Annotated in this window: 13 protein-coding genes; 9 read left to right on the top strand and 4 right to left on the bottom strand. The window is 40.0% G+C overall.

Going from position 1 to position 21,699, the window contains the following annotated elements; translation table 11 throughout:
- Positions 1–214: 214 nt before the first annotated feature.
- From IFO69_RS06905 to IFO69_RS06890, 4 genes are read right to left on the bottom strand one after another with little or no spacing between them, the layout of a single operon-like run.
- On the bottom strand, positions 215–1,135 hold the full coding sequence (locus IFO69_RS06905; RefSeq protein WP_192009338.1) for a rhomboid family protein: 921 nt from the start codon (positions 1,133–1,135) through the stop codon (positions 215–217).
- A gap of 2 nt (positions 1,136–1,137) precedes the next feature.
- Positions 1,138–1,929 (bottom strand): rhomboid family intramembrane serine protease, encoded by a 792-nt coding sequence (locus tag IFO69_RS06900; protein WP_192009337.1) that lies wholly within the window; start codon positions 1,927–1,929, stop codon positions 1,138–1,140.
- 3 nt (positions 1,930–1,932) lie between these two features.
- A complete protein-coding gene (gene mutL, locus IFO69_RS06895) occupies positions 1,933–3,810 on the bottom strand; it encodes a DNA mismatch repair endonuclease MutL (RefSeq protein ID WP_192009336.1) in 1,878 nt (625 codons plus the stop codon).
- Positions 3,803–4,213 carry a hypothetical protein gene (locus IFO69_RS06890; RefSeq protein WP_192009335.1) on the bottom strand — a complete coding sequence of 137 codons (411 nt, stop codon included), beginning with the start codon at positions 4,211–4,213 and terminating at the stop codon, positions 3,803–3,805. The genes mutL and IFO69_RS06890 overlap by 8 nt, the downstream gene beginning before the upstream one ends.
- 188 nt (positions 4,214–4,401) lie before the next feature.
- On the opposite strand from IFO69_RS06890, the gene IFO69_RS06885 reads away from it, so the two are divergent.
- The 9 genes from IFO69_RS06885 (at position 4,402) to carB (ending at position 21,693) form a co-directional block, all read left to right on the top strand.
- The gene (locus IFO69_RS06885; protein ID WP_192009334.1) at positions 4,402–7,353 is read left to right on the top strand and encodes a glycoside hydrolase family 3 N-terminal domain-containing protein; all 2,952 of its coding nucleotides are present in this window, start codon (positions 4,402–4,404) and stop codon (positions 7,351–7,353) included.
- Positions 7,354–7,448: 95 nt separating this feature from the next.
- Entirely contained in the window at positions 7,449–8,588 is a 1,140-nt protein-coding gene (bshA, locus tag IFO69_RS06880) for an N-acetyl-alpha-D-glucosaminyl L-malate synthase BshA (RefSeq protein ID WP_192009333.1), read from the top strand.
- A 158-nt stretch (positions 8,589–8,746) separates the two neighbouring features.
- A complete protein-coding gene (locus IFO69_RS06875; RefSeq protein WP_192009332.1) occupies positions 8,747–9,376 on the top strand; it encodes a sterol desaturase family protein in 630 nt (209 codons plus the stop codon).
- Positions 9,377–9,472: 96 nt separating this feature from the next.
- On the top strand, positions 9,473–10,288 hold the full coding sequence (locus IFO69_RS06870) for an NAD(P)-binding domain-containing protein (protein WP_192009331.1): 816 nt from the start codon (positions 9,473–9,475) through the stop codon (positions 10,286–10,288).
- 251 nt (positions 10,289–10,539) lie between these two features.
- Positions 10,540–13,338: a 2-oxoglutarate dehydrogenase E1 component gene (locus IFO69_RS06865; RefSeq protein WP_192009330.1), complete on the top strand. Its 2,799-nt coding sequence runs from the start codon at positions 10,540–10,542 to the stop codon at positions 13,336–13,338.
- Between the two features lie 123 nt (positions 13,339–13,461).
- Positions 13,462–15,003 carry a 2-oxoglutarate dehydrogenase complex dihydrolipoyllysine-residue succinyltransferase gene (odhB, locus tag IFO69_RS06860; RefSeq protein ID WP_192009329.1) on the top strand — a complete coding sequence of 514 codons (1,542 nt, stop codon included), beginning with the start codon at positions 13,462–13,464 and terminating at the stop codon, positions 15,001–15,003.
- Positions 15,004–15,177: 174 nt separating this feature from the next.
- Positions 15,178–16,578 (top strand): dihydrolipoyl dehydrogenase, encoded by a 1,401-nt coding sequence (gene lpdA / locus IFO69_RS06855; protein ID WP_192009328.1) that lies wholly within the window; start codon positions 15,178–15,180, stop codon positions 16,576–16,578.
- Positions 16,579–16,938: 360 nt separating this feature from the next.
- Complete coding sequence (locus tag IFO69_RS06850; RefSeq protein ID WP_192009327.1) at positions 16,939–18,594, top strand: LVIVD repeat-containing protein; 1,656 nt, start codon at positions 16,939–16,941, stop codon at positions 18,592–18,594.
- Positions 18,595–18,873: 279 nt separating this feature from the next.
- The gene (gene carB, locus IFO69_RS06845; protein WP_192009326.1) at positions 18,874–21,693 is read left to right on the top strand and encodes a carbamoyl-phosphate synthase large subunit; all 2,820 of its coding nucleotides are present in this window, start codon (positions 18,874–18,876) and stop codon (positions 21,691–21,693) included.
- Positions 21,694–21,699: the final 6 nt, after the last annotated feature.

Here is a 21,699-nt window from a genome sequence, read left to right as displayed (position 1 = left end):
TGCTACAGTAAAGCTTATGGAGATGAAAGGGGGGTATTTATTAAGAATTAATCCTATCGGTTTGATTGTTTCTGCTTACCTCAAAAATCAGCAAGCCTATAGTTGCATTAGACTGAAGCTGTCTTAGTTGAGGGTTGGGTCGGATTGATATTTATAGAATGAAAATTAGTAAGCAGTTCTGTGTACTTTGGTAATTAAGGTTTGTAAAACCATTTTATTTATTACTGTATTCAAATAGCTTTCTCTTTTCTTCTTTAGAAAGGCTGTCATAACCCTTCTCTGCAATTTTATCTAAAATTTTGTCAATTTCCTCTTGAGTGGTGGCTTGAGATGAGTCTGTTTTTCGATCTTCTTTTTTTAAGGGTTCACTCTTATAGGGAGTATTTTTCTTGCGGTAAGTGACTTTTACATTGGGCCTACCAGAAAACAGGTTCTCAAAAAACTGGCCCACAGCTTGAACTGGTCTGCCTAAGTCTGTTCCTTTTCTCAATAGTGAAATGTAGAAGTAGCCTAACGCTGCCCCGCCCAAATGTGCTAGTTCTCCTCCTGCATTGCTGCCAGTGCTGTTGGCAAATGCCACCACTACATAGAATATGGCAATGTATTTTATCTTTACTGGGCCGAGTAAGATAAGGTGGAAAGTGGTGTCAGGGGTCAGTGTCGCAGCTCCTACAACAATGGCATATACGCCTGCACTTGCTCCCAACATCAATGCGGCATCTCTATGGTTACTGAAATAAGGAGCAAAATTATACATCAAAACGTACAAAAGAGCGCCTGCTATTCCGCCAAGGACATATAGGTTGGTTAGCTTTCTGCTTCCCAAGTATTCTTGAACCAGTAAGCCAAACCAATACAGAAAGAGCATGTTGAATAAAATATGGAAGATGCCCTCATGCAAAAACATATAAGTGATGATGGACCAAGGCTGAAGAATGAAGTGATCCAAGGCAGCTGGCATCATAAAGTAAGAAAGGATCCTGCTATAGAGGGCTTCACCCCCTCCGATAGTCAAGAAAACCCTAAGCACCAGAAAAGCCAAAAATACCAAAATATTAATGGCCAATATCTTATAGAGACTATTGTCTTTATGGTTGAAAGCGTTTTTTAAATAATACCAGAATCCTCCGTACATGATTAATAAAAGCTAGTTCTGTTCTTTTTCCAGAAAGTTACCAAAATCGCACCTATTATTAAACCACTTAAGTGGGCAAAATGTGCCACATTATCTGTAGGGTTATTGACAATCACATTGTAAACCGTGTAGAGCCCATAAAAGAGCACCAAATATTTTGCTTTGATCGGCATCGGGGGGAATAATAGGAATAACTGGGTATTGGGGAAGAGCATTCCAAAGGCGATCAAAATACCAAATAAAGCCCCAGAGGCACCTACCATAGGAATGTTGGACTTATTTTCCCTGACAGCTTGCATGTTGTCTTTAGCTTGCTGAATGTAACTTTCATTTTCAGGAGCTCTGCTAAATTTATCTATAAAGTCATAGATGCTTGACTTGAACATATAGTTGTTATCAGAGACAAACTGATTGAAAATTTCTGGATCTGGATTATTGTAAAAAGATTCAATTTTGTTGTCCAGTTGATGCATTTGGAAGGCCGTGTAGCCTGAATAAAGCACACCGGAGCCGATACCACAAATCATCCATAGTGTTAGGATTTTTTTTGGGCCTAAAAACTGTTCCAATAATGGGCCAAATATAAACAAACCGAACATGTTGCTGAACAAATGCCAGATTCCGGCATGCATAAACATATAGGTCAAAAACTGAAAAGGCATAAACAACCTACTTTCTATATAGTAAAGCGCAAACATGGCCTGCAACTGCGGAATGAAGTAGGTTGCTATAAAGAAAATGCCCACGTTTATCAAGAGCAGGTTTTTGACAACGGGTGTTAGGTTTCTAAACATAGATTATTTTTCAAAAAAACTTCTTATTCTAGTTAAATCAAGTTTGATAAAGGTTTTGTTCCCTGACAAGCCATAATTTGGATTTTGACAGGCAAATAGTTGCCCTACGATGGTTTCCATTTCCTGGCTGTTAAGTTTTGCCCCTTTCTTAATGGAAGATTTTTTGGCCAAAGATCGCGCCAGATTTTCTTTGTTGTCCAAGGAAAGTTCAGATTTAAAATGTTTGAACTGTTCCAAAAGGCCTTCAAAAAGGGCTTTTTCATTATTAATTTGAATGTCTGCAGGGACACCTTTTATCAACAAGGTGTTTTTTCCAAACTCTTCGACCACAAAGCCAAGGTTGGTCAGTTCATCATGAAGATCCATGACGAGAGCAAAGTCTGCTGGACTTACATTGATGCTTTGTGGAAAAAGACATTGCTGGGAGGCGCCTCCCGAATTTTTCAATTGTTTCAGGTACCTTTCATACAAGATGCGCTCATGACTGGCTTGCTGGTCAAGCAATAACATGCCATTGCCGAGCTGAGCAACAATATAACTCATTTCTACTTGAAAAGTTGTTCCTGTATTGGTTTCCTCTTGAGGAAAATGAAGTGCTTGTTCAGGTTGTAAAGCTTCTTTTTCTTCATCATTGGCCTTGCTGGAGAAAGTAAGTGTCTCAATGGAAGGAGAGGAGGCTCCTTCTTTGAATGCGTCTTGACTGAGGTCAGAAGCACTGTTCTTTCCTCCCTCAAAAAGTTTTTCCCAACCTGAAGTATCCTGTTTCTTAAAGGATGGAGAACTGTAGGTCTTATAGCTGTTTTCTCGGCTTACTTCTTCTTTCCTTACTTCGTCGTTTTTCCAGGTTTCTGTAAAATTCACATCTAGGCTAAAATCCAAGGTGGGCACGACATTATGAGCACCCAAAGCCTGCTTTACCCCAGCCCGCACCACAGAATAGATCGTCCTTTCATCATCAAACTTGATTTCGGTTTTGGTGGGGTGGACGTTGATGTCTATGTGGGAAGGATCGATTTCAAGGAAAAGCACATAAAATGGGTGTTGGTCTGAAGCCATTAACCCTTCATAAGCATTGGAAACAGCATGGTTCAGGTAATTGCTTTTGATGAACCTGTTGTTTACAAAGAAGTATTGCTCTCCCCGCGACTTTTTGGCATTTTCAGGCTTGCCAACATAGCCTTTGATCGTCACATGGGGCGTGTCTTCCTCACAAGCCACCAATTGTCCCTGATAGTTCTTCCCAAATATCCCTACTATTCTTTGACTTAGTTTTCCAGGGCTGAGTCTGAACAGTTCCATGTCGTTGTGCGTCAAACTAAAGCTGATTCCAGGATAGGACAGGGCTACCCGTTGAAATTCCTCGACAATGTGCTTCATCTCCACAGGATTGGATTTGAGGAAATTCCTCCTGGCTGGAACATTGAAAAAGAGGTTTTTAACTGCAATGGAAGTGCCTTGGGGGCAGACAACTGGTTCCTGTTTTTTGATTTCAGAACCCTCTATACAGATTTGTGTGCCAAGTTCTTCTCCTTGCGGCCTGGTTTTCATTTCCACTTGGGCCACAGCAGCAATAGATGCCATGGCTTCTCCCCTAAACCCAAAAGTCTTAATGGCAAATAAATCTTCTGAATTCCTGATTTTAGAAGTGGCATGGCGTTCAAAGCTCATTCGGGCGTCTGTAAGACTCATTCCTTTGCCATTGTCAATGACCTGTATAAGCATTTTCCCAGCTTCCTTCACCAAAACATGAACGTCTGAAGCGCCTGCATCTATGGAGTTTTCCAATAATTCTTTTAATGCGGATGCTGGACGCTGAACGACCTCTCCCGCAGCTATTTGATTTGCAATAGCATCAGGAAGAAGTTGAATAATATCACTCATTTCCCCTGCCTTTCAATCTTAGAAAAAATAGCACAGCTGCTATTCCAATACCCACATATAATAAAATATAAAGCACATTTGCTCCCCAATATAAATATCCAGTGATACTTCCAACAAGAAAAAGTAAAATGATCAAACGTAACATCCCAGCGCTACTGAATAAGTCGGATGGTTTGTTTTTAATAGGGCTGCCCTGTGTAAATGCACCTCTGATAGAAGAAGATTTTTGGCTTTTAAAAGCTTCACTGATTTCCTCATCAGAAGAAATAAGCCCATCAGCTTCCAGTTGTCTTTTAATCCTGGAGGTTCTTTGCTCAATTTCTTCTTTGACCGGATCGTAGTGCCTTGGCTTTATGTCAAAGCGCATAGGCCTGGCGGTTCTGAATATAGAGGGAAATTTCATGATGAATTTAGATTCGATTATACCATTAATACGTTAGTAAATATAACGTAGGTTCTGCTCATCACTATTTTGATAGACAGAAGCTTTAATTTTATGTAAGTTTCGCAATTACTCTGAAGAATGGCGGTATACTATACTACACTTACAAAGTTATTTTAAATTTTAAGCAATAAAAATTAAACATTCGCATGATTCAAAAAGTTTGGATGGCCATTATATTGATCATCCTGGAAGTAACTGTTAGCAATGGCTTTCCTAAATTTGATATCCCAAATGATCCTTTTAGCACTCGAGATATTCAGGCCCAAAACAGGTGGGTAGACAGTGTTTTCAATAGCTTATCATTTGAGGAGCGATTAGGTCAACTTTTTATGGTAGCAGCTTACTCCAATAGAGGGGAAGAGCACAAGCGAGCAATCAGCGAGCTTATTAAAGAAGAACAATTGGGTGGATTGATATTTTTTCAGGGGGGACCGGTCAGGCAGGCCAACCTGACCAATTACTATCAATCAATTTCTAAAACCCCACTTTTTATAGCCATGGATGCAGAATGGGGGGTGAGTATGCGACTTGATAGTGTTTTGCAGTTTCCAAAACAGATGACGCTGGGAGCCATTGAGGATGACGAGCTGATATATCAGATGGGTACAGAGATAGCTCATCAGTTTAAGGAGCTGGGAATGCACATCAACTTTGCTCCAGTAGTGGATATCAACTCGAACCCTGATAATCCAGTGATTGGGTATCGGGCTTTCGGAGAGCAAAAGGAAAGAGTGGCCAGGAAGTCTGTGGCCTACATGAAAGGCTTACAGGAGCATGGAGTAATTGCTAACGCCAAACATTTCCCAGGACACGGAGATACGAATTCGGACTCTCATTATACTACCCCGGTAATCATTAAAACGAAAGATCGTATTCAGGAAGTCGACCTTTATCCTTACCGGCAGCTGATCAAAGAAGACCTCATGAGTGTAATGGTAGCTCACTTGCACACACCAAGTTTGGGCACTACCGCTTCTATGCCAACTACCCTTACAAAAGGTGTGGTAACTGATTTGCTGAAAAAAGACCTTGGGTTTAAGGGACTTGTTTTTACAGATGCATTGAATATGAAAGGCGTCAGCAATCTCCACAAACCTGGGGAAGTAGATTTGCTGGCACTTTTGGCTGGGAATGATATTTTATTGTATGCCGAGGATGTACCCAAATCCAAACAGCTTATTCTTCAGGCAGTCGAAGAAGGTAGGATCAGCAAGGAGGAGATTGATGGAAGGATCAGGAAGATTTTGAGAGCTAAATATTGGGCTGGGCTTAGTAAGCCTCAAAAAATCAATACTGAGAAATTGGTAGAGAGGATAAGCACTTATGATACTCAAGCATTGATTGAAAAGTTATATGCCGGATCCATGACCCTTACGGCCAATGAGGAGGGATTTCTGCCTATCCGAAATCAGGATTTGTTAAAGATGGCATCTATTACCCTTGGGGATGGAGGAGATACCTTTCAGAAATATTTGGATAAATATGGTGAATTTCATCATTTCAGGTTAGCCAGAAATAGCAATAACGCTAATTACAGAGCATTAGAAGAAAATCTGAAAGATTACAATACTATCGTAGTAGGTGTGATGAACGTAAGCAACAGTCCCAGAAGAAATTTTGGGATTAAAGAAAGCGATATGTTCTTTATCAAAAACCTCAGTGAAAAGTACAACGTGATCACTGTGCTTTTTGGAAATGCATATGCCGCAAAATACTTGGATGACATGCCCCATGTCCTTGTGGCTTATGAGGAAAATGAATATACTGAAAAATTGGTTCCTCAGGTGATTTTTGGAGCAAGAGGGGTTAATGGAAGCCTTCCTGCTACGGTTAGCAGTTCATTGAAGGCAGGAACTGACCTTTCCTATGAAGCTAAAGATCGCTTAGGTTATAGCAGCCCTGAAACAGTAGGGATGGATAGTCGACAGCTCAACAAAATAGATGATATAATTAATGGGGCCATCAGGAATAAATCCACCCCTGGAGCATGTGTTTTGGTGGCTAAAAATGGAAAAGTTGTGTTTGAAAAGGCGTATGGTTACTTGGATTATGACCGCTCCAAAGTTGTTACTACCGAAACCATTTATGATTTAGCCTCCATTACAAAAGTAATGGCCACAACACAAGCGATCATGTTTTTGAACAGTAGGAACTTGATTGATATCAACAGGCCAATAGGAGATTATTTGTTAGAGCTTAATGGCTCAAACAAGGCCAAGCTGGTGATCAAGGATATTATGACACATGAAGCAGGGCTGCTTCCATGGATTCCCCACTATACTAAAACCATAAATGGAAAGGAATGGGATCAGGCCTATTATAGGAGTCAGCCAGGCCCTGGATTTAATGTGAAAGTTGCCAATGGAATGTATGCTATGGATGCTTTGCCTGATAGTGTTTGGAAGTGGACGGTTGACTCTGAATTGCGAAAACTTCCCTATGGCAAAAAAAAATACGATTATAAATATTCGGATTTGGGCATGTACATGCTTCATCGTTTGGTAGAAAAGATGGTGAATCAACCGATGAATGAGTTTTTGGAGCAGAACTTTTATCAGCCACTGGGCTTATACACATTGACTTATTTACCATTGGAAAAGTTTCCAATAGAAAGAATTGCCCCTACAGAGAATGATTTGATTTTCAGGCATGAAGTGATTCGTGGTACGGTGCATGATCCTGGAGCAGCCATGTATGGGGGGGTTGCTGGTCATGCTGGATTGTTTGGGACAGCGCATGATCTGGCTGTGATGATGCAGATGATGCTGCAGAATGGGCATTACGGAGGTGTGAACCTAATTGACCCAAAAACCGTAAAACAGTTTACGAAACGACAGTCAAAGGAAAGTAGGAGGGCCTGGGGATGGGACAAGCCTGAGCCAGAAATTGATAGAGGAGGATCTGCTGGAAAATTGGCCTCTAAAAACAGTTTTGGGCATACTGGATTCACTGGGACTGCTGTATGGGCAGACCCTGATAATGATTTGATCTATGTGTTCTTATCCAATAGAGTTTATCCCAATGCAAGCAATAATTCTTTGTTGAGGGATAATATCAGAACTGATATTCACGATGTAATTTATCAATCCATTCGGTAGGTTTAGAAAAATTATGCGCATATTGAACAAAAATGAAACCTTAACGGTTATAGCTTCTAAATTTAAAAAAGTAGCTTTTTTTAAGTAAAGAAAACATGAAAATCGGAATTGTCTGTTATCCCACTTTTGGTGGGAGTGGCGTAGTGGCCACAGAATTGGGGAAAGCCCTTGCAAAAGAAGGACATCAGGTTCATTTTGTAACATACAGACAGCCTACCAGGTTGGACTTTTTTAGCGAGAATTTATTCTATCACGAAGTAGATATAAAGAGTTATCCATTATTTGAACATGCACCTTATGAATTGGCCTTGGCCAGTAAAATGGTGAATGTGGTCAAATATGAGGGGTTGGATTTGCTGCATGTCCATTACGCGATTCCTCATGCTTCTGCAGCTTACATGGCCAAGCAGATCTTGAAAAGTCATGGAATTGAAATTCCTGTGGTGACAACCTTACATGGTACTGACATCACTTTGGTGGGGAAAGACCCCAGCTATGAACCAGTGGTTACGTTTAGTATCAACGAGTCAGATGGTGTCACTGCGGTATCAGAAGATTTGAAGAAAGCTACCTATGAGCATTTTGATATAAAGAATGGGATAGAGGTGATTCCAAACTTTATTGATTTGGATCGCTTCAAGAAGCAGAAAAAGGAGCATTTCAAGAGGGCAATATGTCCAAATGACGAAAAGCTACTAGTTCACACCTCCAACTTTAGGAAAGTAAAGCGGGTAGAGGATGTTATTCAAGTGTTTTATGAAGTGCGGAAAGTTGTTCCCTCAAAGCTGTTATTGGTAGGGGATGGACCTGAAAGAGATAAGATGGAGCGCCTTTGTCGAGAGCTGGGGACTTGTGAAGATACTCGATTCTTGGGGAAATTGGAGGCCGTGGAGGAAGTGCTTTCGGTGGCTGATTTGTTTTTGATTCCTTCTGAGAAAGAGAGTTTTGGCTTGGCTGCACTGGAGGCGATGGCCTGTGAGGTCCCTGTATTGTCTTCAAATGCGGGAGGAATCCCTGAATTGAACATTGATGGAGTGACGGGGTTTGCGTGTGATGTTGGGGATATCAAAGGTTTAACTGAAAAGGCCTTACATATTCTTTCCGATAAGAACTTACCAGGGTTCAAAAAAAGAGCTTTGGCCAGGGCAAAAGAATTTGATGTTTCAAACATATTGCCGAGGTATGAGGCATTTTATAAAAAGACCATAGAGAAAACCCTTTCTCTTTCCAAATAGGAGATTTTAATCATTATTTCCTGAAAAGAATATCTCCTTTTGAAATCATTCCGTTAGATTTGTGGGGAATTTTAAAAGTTTCAGCGTAGTTTGCGAATTAAGCTGTTGCTTTTCAGTTGTTTAATTGAAGTAAGAATTAATTAGAAAATAAGAATAGGATGAAGAAAATTGGAAGACTGGAGAGGCCTGATAACAATGGGTCGGCACAAATGTTCCAAAATCCTGTTTTGGAAAGGTTGTCCAGAACACATATAAGTATTCCTATTATCATGTTTTTGGTAATAGGTTCCGTTTCGTTTTACTATGGCTTGACTACTACTACGATTCCAGTTTTGATTGGATTAATAGTAGTGTTGATTGGCCTATTGGCTTTTACCCTTGTGGAGTACTTGATGCACAAGTATTTCTTCCATATGGTACCCAATACAAAATTGAAAGATAAATTACAGTATTCTGTGCATGGTGTACATCATGATTATCCCAAGGACAAAGATCGTTTGGCTATGCCGCCTTTTATCAGTGGCTTATATGCCTGTATCTTTTATTTTGTGTTTACCTTTATTATGGGAGATTATGCTTTCTATTTCTTGCCAGGTTTTTTGATTGGCTATGCTCTGTACCTTGGGGTGCATTATGTGGTTCACGCATTTCAGCCACCCAAGAATTTCTTGAAAATCCTTTGGGTCAACCATGCCATTCATCACTATAAGAATCCTGATGTTGCATTTGGGGTAAGTTCACCTCTTTGGGATGTTATTTTAGGTACAATGCCTAAGAAAGATAAATAAAATTAAAGCCTTCTTCCTTTTGGAGGAAGGCTTTTTTATGGACAAAAATAGATATTTTTGAGCTGTGAAGTTGATCAACCTAAAGTACCTAAATAGATGAAGATCAGTATAATTGGTCTAGGATGGCTCGGCCTTCCCCTAGCGAAATTCCTTATTGAAAAGGGGCATCAGGTAATTGGTAGTACTACTTCAGTAGAGAAGCAAAAGCTGTTAGAGAAAGAAGGAGTTAACGCAGTATGCTTAAAATTGGAGCCTCATCCTGTTGGAAGTGGGTTTCAAAAACTTTTTGATGCTGACCTAGTCATTATCAATATCCCTCCAAAAAGAAGAACTTTACCCGATACATTTCATCCGGAGCAAATCAAATTCCTAAAAGCCCTCATACAACAATCAAATGTAAAATGTGTCATTTATACCAGTGCTACTTCTGTTTATCCAGATGTTAATCGAGAGGTGGATGAAAGAGAAAAATTAATCGGGAAAGAGACAGTAAACATGACATTGTTAGAAGCTGAGAGTATCTTGATCAAAGATAAAAGTTACTCACTTACCATCATTCGCTTAGGGGGATTACTAGGGTTGGACAGAATTCCTGGAAAATATTTTTCAGGAAAGAATAATGTAACGGGACATCCTCCAGTCAATTATATCCACCAAGAGGATGCCGTAAGGCTTATAGAGTTTGTAGTTGCCAATAATTTATGGGATGAGATTTTCAATGGTGTAAGTCCTTTGCATCCTAAAAAGAAAGACGTCTATGAAATGAACGCTAAAGAACTGGGTTTTGATCCACCTGCGAGTTATGATCAAAGCGAGCGTGCTGATTGGAAACAAATTTCTTCTCAAAAAATCCAAGATCAGGGCTTTGTGTTTAAATATGAAGATCCGCTTTCATTCAGTTATACGCCTTGATAAGACATTTTCTTTAGGAAAAATAGATGATTTAATCTTATAATTGATCCATTAGATAACGTATCTACCAAACCACATTTTGAAATCATACAAAAACCAAATTTATTTCAATAAGAATCAACAAAAATGCAAGTATAGTTTTGTGAATGAAAATAAATATAGTTGAAAATCAGATCTATTTGTTTAAGCGAATAAGCAGTTTTATTAAAAATTCATAAGTATCTATATTTGCATATCGAAATAATCAAAACATGGACAAATATTCATACATTTCCAATGCCCATGTAGCTTATATTGATGAGCTATATGAGGATTACAAAAAGGACCCAGAATCAATCGAACCAAGTTGGAAAACATTTTTTGATGGCTTTGACTTTGCCATTACCAAGTTTGGAGAAGACGAAAACGGAGGCGCTGTTTCTTCAACATCGCAAGTGAGTGCAGCACCAAATGGCAATCTAGCGACCAGAGGAACCATGATGGACATGGAGCAATTGCCAAAGGAAATTAAGGTAAGGGCTTTGATCCATGCGTATCGTTCCAGAGCACACTTAAGGTCTAAGACCAATCCAGTAAGAGAAAGAAGGGATAGAAAAGCATTGATCGACCTAGAGGATTTTGGGTTGAGCGAGGCGGATCTAAGTACGGTTTTTCAGGCGGGGAACGAAATTGGTATTGGAGATGCCAAGTTGAGTAAAATCGTAGAAGCCCTCAAAAAGATATATGAAGGTTCGATGGGATTCGAATACTTATATATTCGAGATCCGGAAATGTTGGATTGGTTGAGGCAAAAAATTGAAAAGGAAGCTTTGGCCTTTAATCCTCCAGCTGAGGAGAAGAAGAGAATATTGTCCAAGTTGAATGAAGCGGTTGTCTTCGAAAACTTCTTGCATACCAAATATTTAGGACAAAAGCGATTTTCCCTTGAAGGTGGTGAAAGTACCATCCCATTTTTGGATGCAGTTATCAATAAAGGAGCGGAATTAGGTGCCGAGGAAGTGATGATTGGTATGGCCCATAGAGGTCGATTGAATGTTTTGGCCAATATTATGGGTAAAACCTATGAGCAGATTTTCTCTGAATTTGAAGGAACTGCCAAGCCTGACCTTACCATGGGTGATGGTGATGTGAAGTACCACATGGGATTTTCCAGTGAAATTACCACACCTACCAGCAAGAAGATCAACCTGAAATTAGCTCCTAACCCGTCTCACTTGGAAGCGGTAAATCCAGTAGTGGAAGGGTTTGTAAGAGCAAAAATCGACCATCAGTATGAGGGAAACAAGGATAAGGTGATTCCAATCCTGATTCATGGTGATGCAGCAGTGGCTGGGCAAGGCATTGTTTATGAGGTGACGCAAATGGCTAACCTAAAAGGTTATAACACCGGAGGAACCATTCACTTTGTGATCAATAACCAAGTCGGTTTTACAACAGACTTTGATGATGCAAGAAGCTCAATCTACTGCACCGATGTAGCTAAAATCATAGATGCTCCTGTAATTCACGTCAATGGAGATGATCCGGAAGAAGTGGTGTTTGCGGCAAAACTGGCTGCGGAATTCAGGCAGAAATATAATCAGGATATTTTCATTGATATGGTTTGTTATAGAAGACATGGCCACAATGAGTCTGATGAGCCTAAGTTTACCCAGCCTGAGCTTTATAACATTATATCGAAACATCCTAATCCAAGAGAGATCTATAATAAAAGACTCATGGAAAGAGGAGATGTAGATGCCAAGCTGGCTAAGCAAATGGACAAAGAGTTCCGTCAATTGCTTCAGGACAGATTGAATATGGTGAAAGAAAAGCCACTTCCTTATAATTTCTCACCTTTTGAGCAGGCCTGGAAAGAACTTAGAAAGTCCACTCCTGAGGATTTTGAAAAGTCTCCGGATACCTTTATTTCGGAAGAAGCAGTAAATAAAGTAGCCGAAGCATTGACCACTTTGCCAAAAGGCTTTAAGCCAATTAAGCAGATTGAGGTGCAAATGAAGCAGCGTAAAGACATGTTCTTTAATTCCAAGTCCCTAAACTGGGCAGCTGCTGAATTATTGGCTTATGGCTCTTTGCTACTGGAAGGCAAGACAGTAAGGTTGACCGGACAGGACTGTAGAAGAGGTACTTTCTCTCACAGACATGCTGTGCTTCATGATGCCAATACCAGTAAGTCTTATAATTCTTTAAAAGAATTAAAGGATAATAAAGGCCAATTCCATATTTACAACTCCTTACTTTCTGAATATGCAGTACTGGGCTTTGAATATGGGTATGCTATGGCCAACCCGGATTCATTGACCATCTGGGAGGCGCAGTTTGGTGATTTTGCCAATGGTGCTCAGACGATGATTGACCAGTTTATCAGCTCTGGTGAGTCCAAGTGGCAGAAAATGAATGGGCTTGTGATGTTGTTGCCTCATGGGTATGAGGGACAAGGTCCAGAGCACTCTAATGCTAGGCCAGAAAGGTTCTTGCAGCTTTCTGCTGAGTATAATATGGTGGTAGCCAATATCACTGAACCCTCCAACTTCTTTCATTTATTGAGAAGACAATTGGCTTGGGAGTTTAGAAAACCTTGTATTGTAATGTCTCCTAAATCCTTGTTAAGACACCCTAAAGTGATGTCTCCTGTTGAGGAGTTTACCAAAGGTGGATTTAAAGAAGTTTTGACGGATACTACCGTAAGCGAAAAGGATGTGACCCGAGTAGTACTTTGTTCAGGTAAAATCTATTATGATCTGATAGAGGCAAGGGAAAAGGAAAAAGTGAAAGATGTCGCGATCGTTAGGGTAGAGCAGTTACATCCGCTTCCTAAAAATCAGATTGTTGACGTAGTTAAATCATTCAGCAAGCAGAAAGAAGTGGTTTGGGTACAAGAAGAACCAGAAAACATGGGCTACTGGACCTATATGATGAGGGCTTTGTTCAGGGATTTCCCAATGGAGGTTATTGCTCGAAAGGCAAGTGCTTCTCCAGCAACAGGCTACCATAAGGTGCATGTTGAAGAGCAACAAAATATTATCAATAAAGCAATAAAAATCAAGTAAATCCCCCAAGCCCCAGTCATGTATATGTGCTGGGGCTAGATTTGGGTTTAATTTTATTATTTTAGTTTAATAATCAGAAATTAGCCTTGGACCATAACGGTTTGGGGGGTAAAAAAAATAGCCATGAGTTTAGAAATCAAAGTCCCTGCTGTGGGCGAATCCATTACTGAAGTAACCATAGGCCAATGGTTTAAAAATAGCGGAGACTATGTCGAAATGGACGAAGTGATCTGCGAATTGGAATCAGACAAAGCTACTTTTGAATTGACAGCGGAGGCTGCTGGTGTTTTGACCACCAAGGCTGAAGCTGGTGATACATTGGAAATCGGGGCAGTGATCTGTGAAATAGACACCAATGCATCAGAAGGAGATGCAGCTCCAGCTGAAGAAAGGAAAGAGGAGTCTAAGTCTGCAGAGAAAGCTTCCACTGGTGGAGGAAAAACAGGAGAAGTAAAAGATATGGTTGTCCCTACCGTTGGGGAATCAATCACTGAAGTTACTTTGGCGACTTGGTTGAAGGAAGATGGCGATTTTGTGGAATTGGATGAAATTATAGCGGAAGTAGATTCGGATAAGGCTACTTTCGAATTGCCAGCTGAGGCTCAGGGAATTTTAAGACATGTAGCTGCTGAGGGGGATACGTTGGAGATTGGAGGAATGATTTGTAAGATAGAGGTTGTAGAAGGTGAAGCTCCTTCAGAATCTGGTAGTGAAAGCACCGCGGAGACAACTCCTTCTTCAAATGGAGACAGTTATGCAGCAGGACACGCTTCTCCAGCAGCAGCAAAAATATTGGCAGAAAAGGGTATTGATGCCAAAAATGTGAAAGGAACTGGTAAGGATGGTAGAATTACCAAAGAGGATGCTGAAAAGGCTCAAAAATCTGCTCCTCAACCAGCTGCACCTCAAGCATCAAAAGCACCAGCTAAGGAAACTGCACCTGAAGCACCTAAAGTAGCAGGTGAGAGAAATACGAAGAGGGAAAAAATGACTTCCCTTAGAAAGACCATTTCAAAGCGACTAGTAGCTGCCAAGAATGAAACAGCCATGTTGACCACTTTCAATGAGGTAAACATGAAGCCGATTATGGATCTAAGAAAGCAGTATAAGGAGATGTTTAAGGAAAAGCACAATGTGAACCTTGGCTTTATGTCTTTCTTTACCAAGGCTGTTTGTGTGGCGCTTCAGGAGTGGCCAGCAGTTAATGCGCAAATTGATGGAAATGAATTGGTATACCATGACTTCTGTGATGTATCCATTGCTGTTTCAGCCCCTAAAGGATTAGTAGTTCCGGTAATAAGAAATGCAGAAGCCCTTTCTTTTGACCAAATAGAGAAAGAAGTGGTGAGATTGGCTACCAAAGCCAGGGATGGAAAGTTGACTATTGAAGAGATGACCGGAGGTACTTTTACGATTACCAATGGAGGTATTTTTGGATCCATGATGTCCACACCGATCATCAATCAGCCACAGTCCGCTATTTTAGGAATGCACAATATAGTGGAAAGACCAATGGCAGTGAATGGTGAGGTTAAAATCCTTCCAATGATGTATGTGGCTTTGTCTTATGATCACAGGATTATTGATGGTAGAGAATCCGTAAGCTTCTTGGTTAGGGTGAAGCAATTGCTTGAAGATCCAGCCAGGTTGTTACTAGGAGTATAAAAATAATCAGTACCAAGTTTGAAAACTCAGATATTTAGACTTGGTACTTTTTTAATTCAATGGAGCAATAACCATGGGGCAAGAGCTTAGCGGACTGCTCCCAAATAAATACAAGATATTCACAGACCGGATGGACCATACAAACGAATGGCTTCTGGGACAAAAAAAACAATCATGAAATACGACTTAATCGTAATCGGATCTGGGCCAGGGGGATATGTTGCTGCCATAAGAGGCGCGCAGCTCGGAATGAAAACTGCCATTGTGGAGAAATATCCGACTTTGGGCGGTACTTGCTTAAATGTAGGCTGTATTCCTTCCAAAGCATTGTTGGATTCCACGGAGCATTACCACAATGCTGCCCATACTTTTAAAACTCATGGGATTGACTTGAAAGATTTGAAAGTGAACCTTAAGCAGATGATTGCCCGCAAGGATGATGTGGTCAAACAGAATGTGGATGGGATTCAGTACTTGATGAAAAAAAATAAAATTGATGTTCATCAAGGGCTTGGTTCATTTGTAGATAAAAATACCATCAAAGTGACCAAGGATGATGGGAAATCTGAAGAAATTACCGGTAAGAATATCATTATAGCTACGGGGTCAAAGCCGTCTTCCCTTCCTTTTATTGAAATAGATAAGAAACGCATCATCACTTCTACTGAAGCCTTGAAGATGAAAGAGGTTCCCAAGCACATGATTGTGATTGGTGGTGGTGTTATTGGAATGGAGTTGGGTTCTGTATATGCCCGTATGGGAGCAAAAGTTTCTGTAGTGGAATTTATGGATTCTTTAATCCCTTCCATGGATAAGACCATGGGCAAGGAATTGCAAAAGTCTCTCAAAAAATTAGGTTTTGAATTTTACTTAAAACATAAGGTTACTGCTGTTAAAAACAGTGGAAAAGAAGTGACTGTTACAGCAGAAAACAGCAAAGGTGAGGTGGTTGAAGTGAAAGGTGATTATGTTTTGGTTTCTATTGGTAGAAGACCTTATACGGAAGGACTTAATGCTGAAGCAGCTGGAGTGAAGATCAACGATCGAGGTCAAGTGGAAGTTGATGAGCATTTGAAAACCAGTGTGGATAATATTTATGCCATTGGTGATGTGGTCAAAGGAGCCATGTTGGCCCACAAAGCTGAAGAAGAAGGTGTTTTGGTTGTGGAGCAATTGGCAGGGCAAAAGCCTCACATCAATTATAACCTGATTCCGGGTGTAGTTTACACTTGGCCTGAAGTGGCTGCCGTTGGCCTTACTGAGGAGCAGTTGAAGGAAAAAGGCATTAAATACAAAACAGGTAAATTCCCTTTCATGGCATCTGGTCGAGCAAGGGCCTCTATGGATACTGATGGTTTGGTCAAAGTACTTGCTGATGCCAGTACAGATGAAATATTAGGTGTTCATATGATCGGTCCAAGAACGGCAGATATGATTGCAGAAGCGGTTGTGGCCATGGAATATAGGGCTTCTGCCGAAGATATAGCTAGAATGTCTCATGCTCATCCTACTTATACAGAAGCTTTCAAAGAGGCTTGCTTAGCAGCTACTGAAAATAGAGCATTGCACGTTTAAGCCTAGAAACAATATTAAATAAAACAGCAACCCTAATGTTAAGGTTGCTGTTTTATTTAATGATAGAATTCCAAATATTGGAATTTTTTCTATTTTTTGGACTAAAATATCAGATTATAACTTGAGCTTAGCTTTTTCTTAATAAATAAAAGTTGGAAAATTTTTATATCGTTATTTTTCAAAAAACTTGTTTAAAACGTAATTTAGAAGGTTTTTTTTATCATCAAATCCATTTGAATAATTTACTGCTCATCAGTTGGTTAAAGTTTTTTAGTTTAAAAGTATAGAAATTATTTTTAGTATTATATTTGCACTCATAAACTGAAATAAACTATTCGTACACGAAAAAAAGCAGTTAAAATGAAAAATAAATTATTTGGAGCAGTTTTGGCTTCTATGGCTCTATTGTTTTCTTGTAACCCAGAAGATAATACTCCTCAAGCTGGGAATGACAAAATATTGATTAATACAGATAAAGCGGTTTTAAGCGCTCGATTAAGCCAAACCAATACAGGTGTTGTGGGAATTACTTCTGAGTCTGCAGCGAATGCTAAAAGAGCTAGAATTGGAGTGGAAGAAGAAGGAGAGATAGGTAATCTTCCTTTGGAATTGATCGCTCAGGTAGAAGCGCCAACCTTTGAAGGAAATACTTTACAAGCTACTCATGTGACCATTAATGGAGATTATGCGTATGTAACTTATAATACACAAGGAGCAAAGTACTTGGGTGCTATTGATATTTTTGACATTAGCAATGTATTGAAGCCTGTAATTGTAAGCCAAGCGATTTTTGAAGAAGCTGATTTAAATGCTGTTGATTATGTGGAAGGGAAGTTATACATCGCAGCAGCTGTTGACCAATATGGAAGTTATGGAGTAGATGGTCCTGCTAACTTGATTACAGTTTCTGCTTCTAATGGTCAATTTACTTCAGACTTTGAGTTTTCGACTGTGGATGGTTATGTGGCAACAGATATCAATCATACCAACAATAATGTTGTGATGGTGTCAGGTACTGATGGTAAAGTTACCTTATTTGATAAATCTAATTCAACCATTGTTAGCCAAGTGGATTTTCCTGACTTGAGATCGGTGACCTTTGGGCAAAGTGCCGTTTTCGGTATTGATCAGAACAAGTTGTTTGTTCTTTGTGGTGAAAAGGGAATTAATATTTTAAATCCAGTTTCTTTGGAAACTGAAATTACTATTCCTTTATCTCCTGATTATTCAGGCGCTAAGCGTACCATGGATGTTCATGATGAAGCATTGGTTGTGTCAGAAGGAGCAAATGGAGCTGGTCTTTACAGTACAAGTAATGGAGCTGAGCTGCAGAGGGTGGAAATTCCTGTTGTTTCTGAAGGTCTTCTTACTGAAGAGATAGTAACCAACGCTGTAACCACCAATGAAAAACATTTGTTTATGGCCAATGGTGCAGCAGGGGTGAGTGCTGCGGCATTTGAAGAAGATGGCGTGGAGACATTAGGTGTGTTAGACCTTTTCGGTTCTTCCAACTTTGTGAAAGCCAATGACGAGTACATCTTTGTTGCTTCTGGCTTACAAGGCTTGCAGATCTTGAAAATAAATCTTGCTGAGGAAATCAATGACAATGTTTGTACTGATTTGCCAGCTTATACAGGTAATAGTTGGGTGAATATCAATTCCGGTGAGCCTCAAGGTTATGCTGGTTCATTGGTTGTGGATGGCTTGAATGTAAATGATGATTTTACTTTCTGTGGATCCCTTTCTGTTAAAGGATGGGCCAATGTCAATAGTAATGGTACTTTCAATATGAGAGGTTCATTGGTCATTGGGCAATATGGTCAAGATACTGGTTTACAGATCAATGACACTATGATAATCGAAGGTAGTTTGGTGATCTATGGTAACCTTACGTTGAACAGTGGTGCGAAGCTTGAATTCTTGGGATCAGGCTCATCAGTTACCGTATATGGAAATGTTTGGAATAACGGAGCGACCATTACTGGAGACTATAATGATACAGAAGGAAAGCTTTAAATATAACTGACTTTTAAGTGTTAGCGGCTATTGGAGTTTTTCGATAGCCGCTTTTGTTTTTTGGAACAATTGCCCTTGCTAAAGCAATTATTTAAATTGTGAGATCAGCCTGTATTCATGGGATAATTGCATTATCCCATGATAACTAATGGTTATATACTTCGATTAATATAGGTCGATGGAATGTTTTTTCCTTTTCTTCCTGCTACTTCCAATAATTTACTTAATTTTGCACCAATTTAGCCATAAGTAAAAATCTTATCCAAACCTCTCTAAAGCATGCCTAAAGATAATAGCATTAAACATGTACTGATCATTGGAAGTGGCCCGATCGTAATTGGCCAAGCCTGTGAGTTTGATTATTCTGGTTCTCAAGCGGCCAGGTCCCTAAGGGAAGAGGGTATTACCGTTACCCTTATCAACTCCAACCCGGCAACAATTATGACGGATCCGGTTACGGCAGACAATGTTTACCTGCTTCCGTTGGAGAAAAAATCCATCGTAAAAATCCTGACTGAGCATCCGGATATTGACTGTGTTCTACCTACCATGGGGGGACAGACTGCCTTGAACTTGGCTATAGAAGCTGATCAGGCTGGTATTTGGAAGAAATTTGATGTAAGGATGATTGGTGTTGATATTGACGCCATTGAAACTGCCGAAAACCGCGAGAAATTTAAGGCCTTGATGGAGGAATTAAATGTAGGGGTTTGTATCGGTAGAACTGCTACATCATTTCTTCAAGGTAAGGAAATAGCACAGGAAATTGGTTTCCCATTGGTAATTCGTCCATCCTATACCCTTGGCGGTACTGGTGGTGGATTTGTGGAAAAGGAAGAAGACTTCGAAAAAGCCCTGATGAGTGGCTTGAAAGCCTCTCCTACTCACGAAGTATTGGTAGAGCAGAGTATTCTAGGTTGGAAAGAATATGAGTTGGAGGTACTCAGAGACTCTATTGGGAATATGGTCGTGATTTGTTCCATTGAGAACTTTGACCCAATGGGCGTTCATACCGGAGACTCTATTACTGTAGCTCCTGCAATGACCCTTCCTGATACGGTATATCAGGAAATGAGAAATTTGGCCATTAAGATGATGAATGGTATCGGTAATTTTGCTGGAGGCTGTAATGTTCAGTTCTCTGTAAGTCCCGATAACCAAACCATCATTGGTATTGAAATTAACCCAAGGGTATCCCGTTCATCAGCTTTGGCATCTAAAGCCACTGGTTACCCAATTGCTAAAGTGGCTTCTAAACTGGCCATTGGATATAACTTGGATGAGTTGGAGAACTCCATTACGGGAACAACTTCTGCATTCTTTGAGCCAGCCATTGACTATGTGATCGTAAAGATCCCTCGTTGGAACTTTGATAAATTCAAAGGTTCTGACCGTCGTCTAGGTCTTTCTATGAAAGCTGTGGGTGAAGTGATGGGAATTGGACGTAACTTTCAGGAAGCCTTGCAGAAAGCATGTCAATCACTGGAGATCAAGAGAAATGGTCTTGGTGCAGATGGCAAAGAGTTGAAAAACCAAGAACAGATTCTTTATAGTTTGGAGCATCCAAGTTGGAATCGACTTTTCCATATTTATGATGCCTTCAAATTGGGTATTTCTTTCAGGACTATTTCAGATTTGACAAAAATAGACAAATGGTTCCTGAAACAAATCGAAGAGTTGGTGCACTTGGATATTACTCTAGGAAAGTACACTTTGGATACCATTCCTAAGGATTTGATGATGTTGGCCAAGCATAAAGGCTATGCAGACCGTCAGATTGCTCACCTTTTAGGTTGCTTGGAAAGCGAGGTATTCAATAAGAGAAGGGATGAAATGGGCATCAAGCGTGTCTACAAACTAGTAGATACCTGTGCGGCAGAATTTGAGGCGCAAACTCCATATTATTATTCTACTTTTGGTGAAGAAAACGAATCAACTGCTTCCAATAATAAAAAGGTAATTGTACTGGGCTCTGGGCCTAACCGCGTAGGTCAAGGTATTGAATTTGATTACTCATGTGTGCATGGAGTTTTGGCTGCCAAAGAGTGTGGCTACGAAACCATCATGATTAACTGTAATCCTGAAACAGTCTCCACAGACTTTGATATTGCAGATAAGCTGTATTTTGAGCCTGTTTTCTGGGAGCATATTTATGAGATTATCCTTCACGAGAAACCTGAAGGCGTTATCGTTCAACTTGGTGGTCAGACAGCATTGAAGTTGGCTGAGAAGCTGGAGAAATATGGTGTAAAGATTCTTGGAACGAGTTTCGAAGCACTTGATTTGGCAGAGGATAGAGGAGAATTTTCTAGTTTGCTAAAAGCCAATGACGTTCCTTATCCAGAGTTTGGAACCATTCATAATACTGATGAAGCGCTTGAACTTTGCAAAACCATCGGCTTCCCATTACTGGTAAGACCCTCTTACGTACTGGGTGGTCAAGGGATGAAAATTGTGATCAACGAAAAAGAATTGGAACAGCATGTCGTTGAAGTATTGAAGGACATTCCTGACAATGAGATTTTGTTGGATCACTTCTTGGAAGGAGCTATTGAAGCGGAAGCAGATGCCATTTGTGATGGAGAAAATGTTTATATCATTGGGATCATGCAGCACATTGAACCAGCAGGAATTCACTCTGGTGATTCTTATGCTGTATTACCTCCATACAATTTAGGAGATTTGGTGGTTCGTCAGATAGAGACCTATACTGAGAAAATTGCACTGGCATTGAAAACTGTTGGTTTGATCAATATTCAGTTTGCGATCAAGGATGATAAGGTTTATGTGATTGAAGCAAACCCTAGAGCATCCAGGACTGTTCCATTTATTTGCAAGGCATATCAAGAACCTTATGTGAATTATGCCGTAAAAGTGATGTTGGGAGCCAACAAAGTGACGGACTTTGAATTTAATCCAGTGAAAAAAGGTTATGCTATCAAAGAGCCGGTGTTCTCTTTCCATAAGTTCCCTAATGTAAATAAAGAGTTGGGACCTGAGATGAAATCAACTGGTGAGGCCATTTATTTCATAGATGATTTGATGGATGATTACTTCCTGAAGATTTACTCAGAGAGAAACCTTTATCTAAGTAGATAATTTGAA

It is taken from the genome of Echinicola arenosa, from assembly GCF_014841125.1.
Lineage (GTDB): Bacteria > Bacteroidota > Bacteroidia > Cytophagales > Cyclobacteriaceae > Echinicola > Echinicola arenosa.
Note: the sequence above shows the minus strand (reverse complement) of the source record. Positions and strands in the feature narration are given on the sequence as shown.

What these genes read in the sequence shown, in the direction of transcription:
- IFO69_RS06905 (WP_192009338.1), bottom strand. Translation starts at nt 1,135, where the DNA reads ATGTACGGAGGATTCTGGTATTATTTAAAAAACGCTTTCAACCATAAA.
- IFO69_RS06900 (WP_192009337.1), bottom strand. Translation starts at nt 1,929, where the DNA reads ATGTTTAGAAACCTAACACCCGTTGTCAAAAACCTGCTCTTGATAAAC.
- mutL (WP_192009336.1), bottom strand. Translation starts at nt 3,810, where the DNA reads ATGAGTGATATTATTCAACTTCTTCCTGATGCTATTGCAAATCAAATA.
- IFO69_RS06890 (WP_192009335.1), bottom strand. Translation starts at nt 4,213, where the DNA reads ATGAAATTTCCCTCTATATTCAGAACCGCCAGGCCTATGCGCTTTGAC.
- IFO69_RS06885 (WP_192009334.1), top strand. Translation starts at nt 4,402, where the DNA reads ATGATTCAAAAAGTTTGGATGGCCATTATATTGATCATCCTGGAAGTA.
- bshA (WP_192009333.1), top strand. Translation starts at nt 7,449, where the DNA reads ATGAAAATCGGAATTGTCTGTTATCCCACTTTTGGTGGGAGTGGCGTA.
- IFO69_RS06875 (WP_192009332.1), top strand. Translation starts at nt 8,747, where the DNA reads ATGAAGAAAATTGGAAGACTGGAGAGGCCTGATAACAATGGGTCGGCA.
- IFO69_RS06870 (WP_192009331.1), top strand. Translation starts at nt 9,473, where the DNA reads ATGAAGATCAGTATAATTGGTCTAGGATGGCTCGGCCTTCCCCTAGCG.
- IFO69_RS06865 (WP_192009330.1), top strand. Translation starts at nt 10,540, where the DNA reads ATGGACAAATATTCATACATTTCCAATGCCCATGTAGCTTATATTGAT.
- odhB (WP_192009329.1), top strand. Translation starts at nt 13,462, where the DNA reads ATGAGTTTAGAAATCAAAGTCCCTGCTGTGGGCGAATCCATTACTGAA.
- lpdA (WP_192009328.1), top strand. Translation starts at nt 15,178, where the DNA reads ATGAAATACGACTTAATCGTAATCGGATCTGGGCCAGGGGGATATGTT.
- IFO69_RS06850 (WP_192009327.1), top strand. Translation starts at nt 16,939, where the DNA reads ATGAAAAATAAATTATTTGGAGCAGTTTTGGCTTCTATGGCTCTATTG.
- carB (WP_192009326.1), top strand. Translation starts at nt 18,874, where the DNA reads ATGCCTAAAGATAATAGCATTAAACATGTACTGATCATTGGAAGTGGC.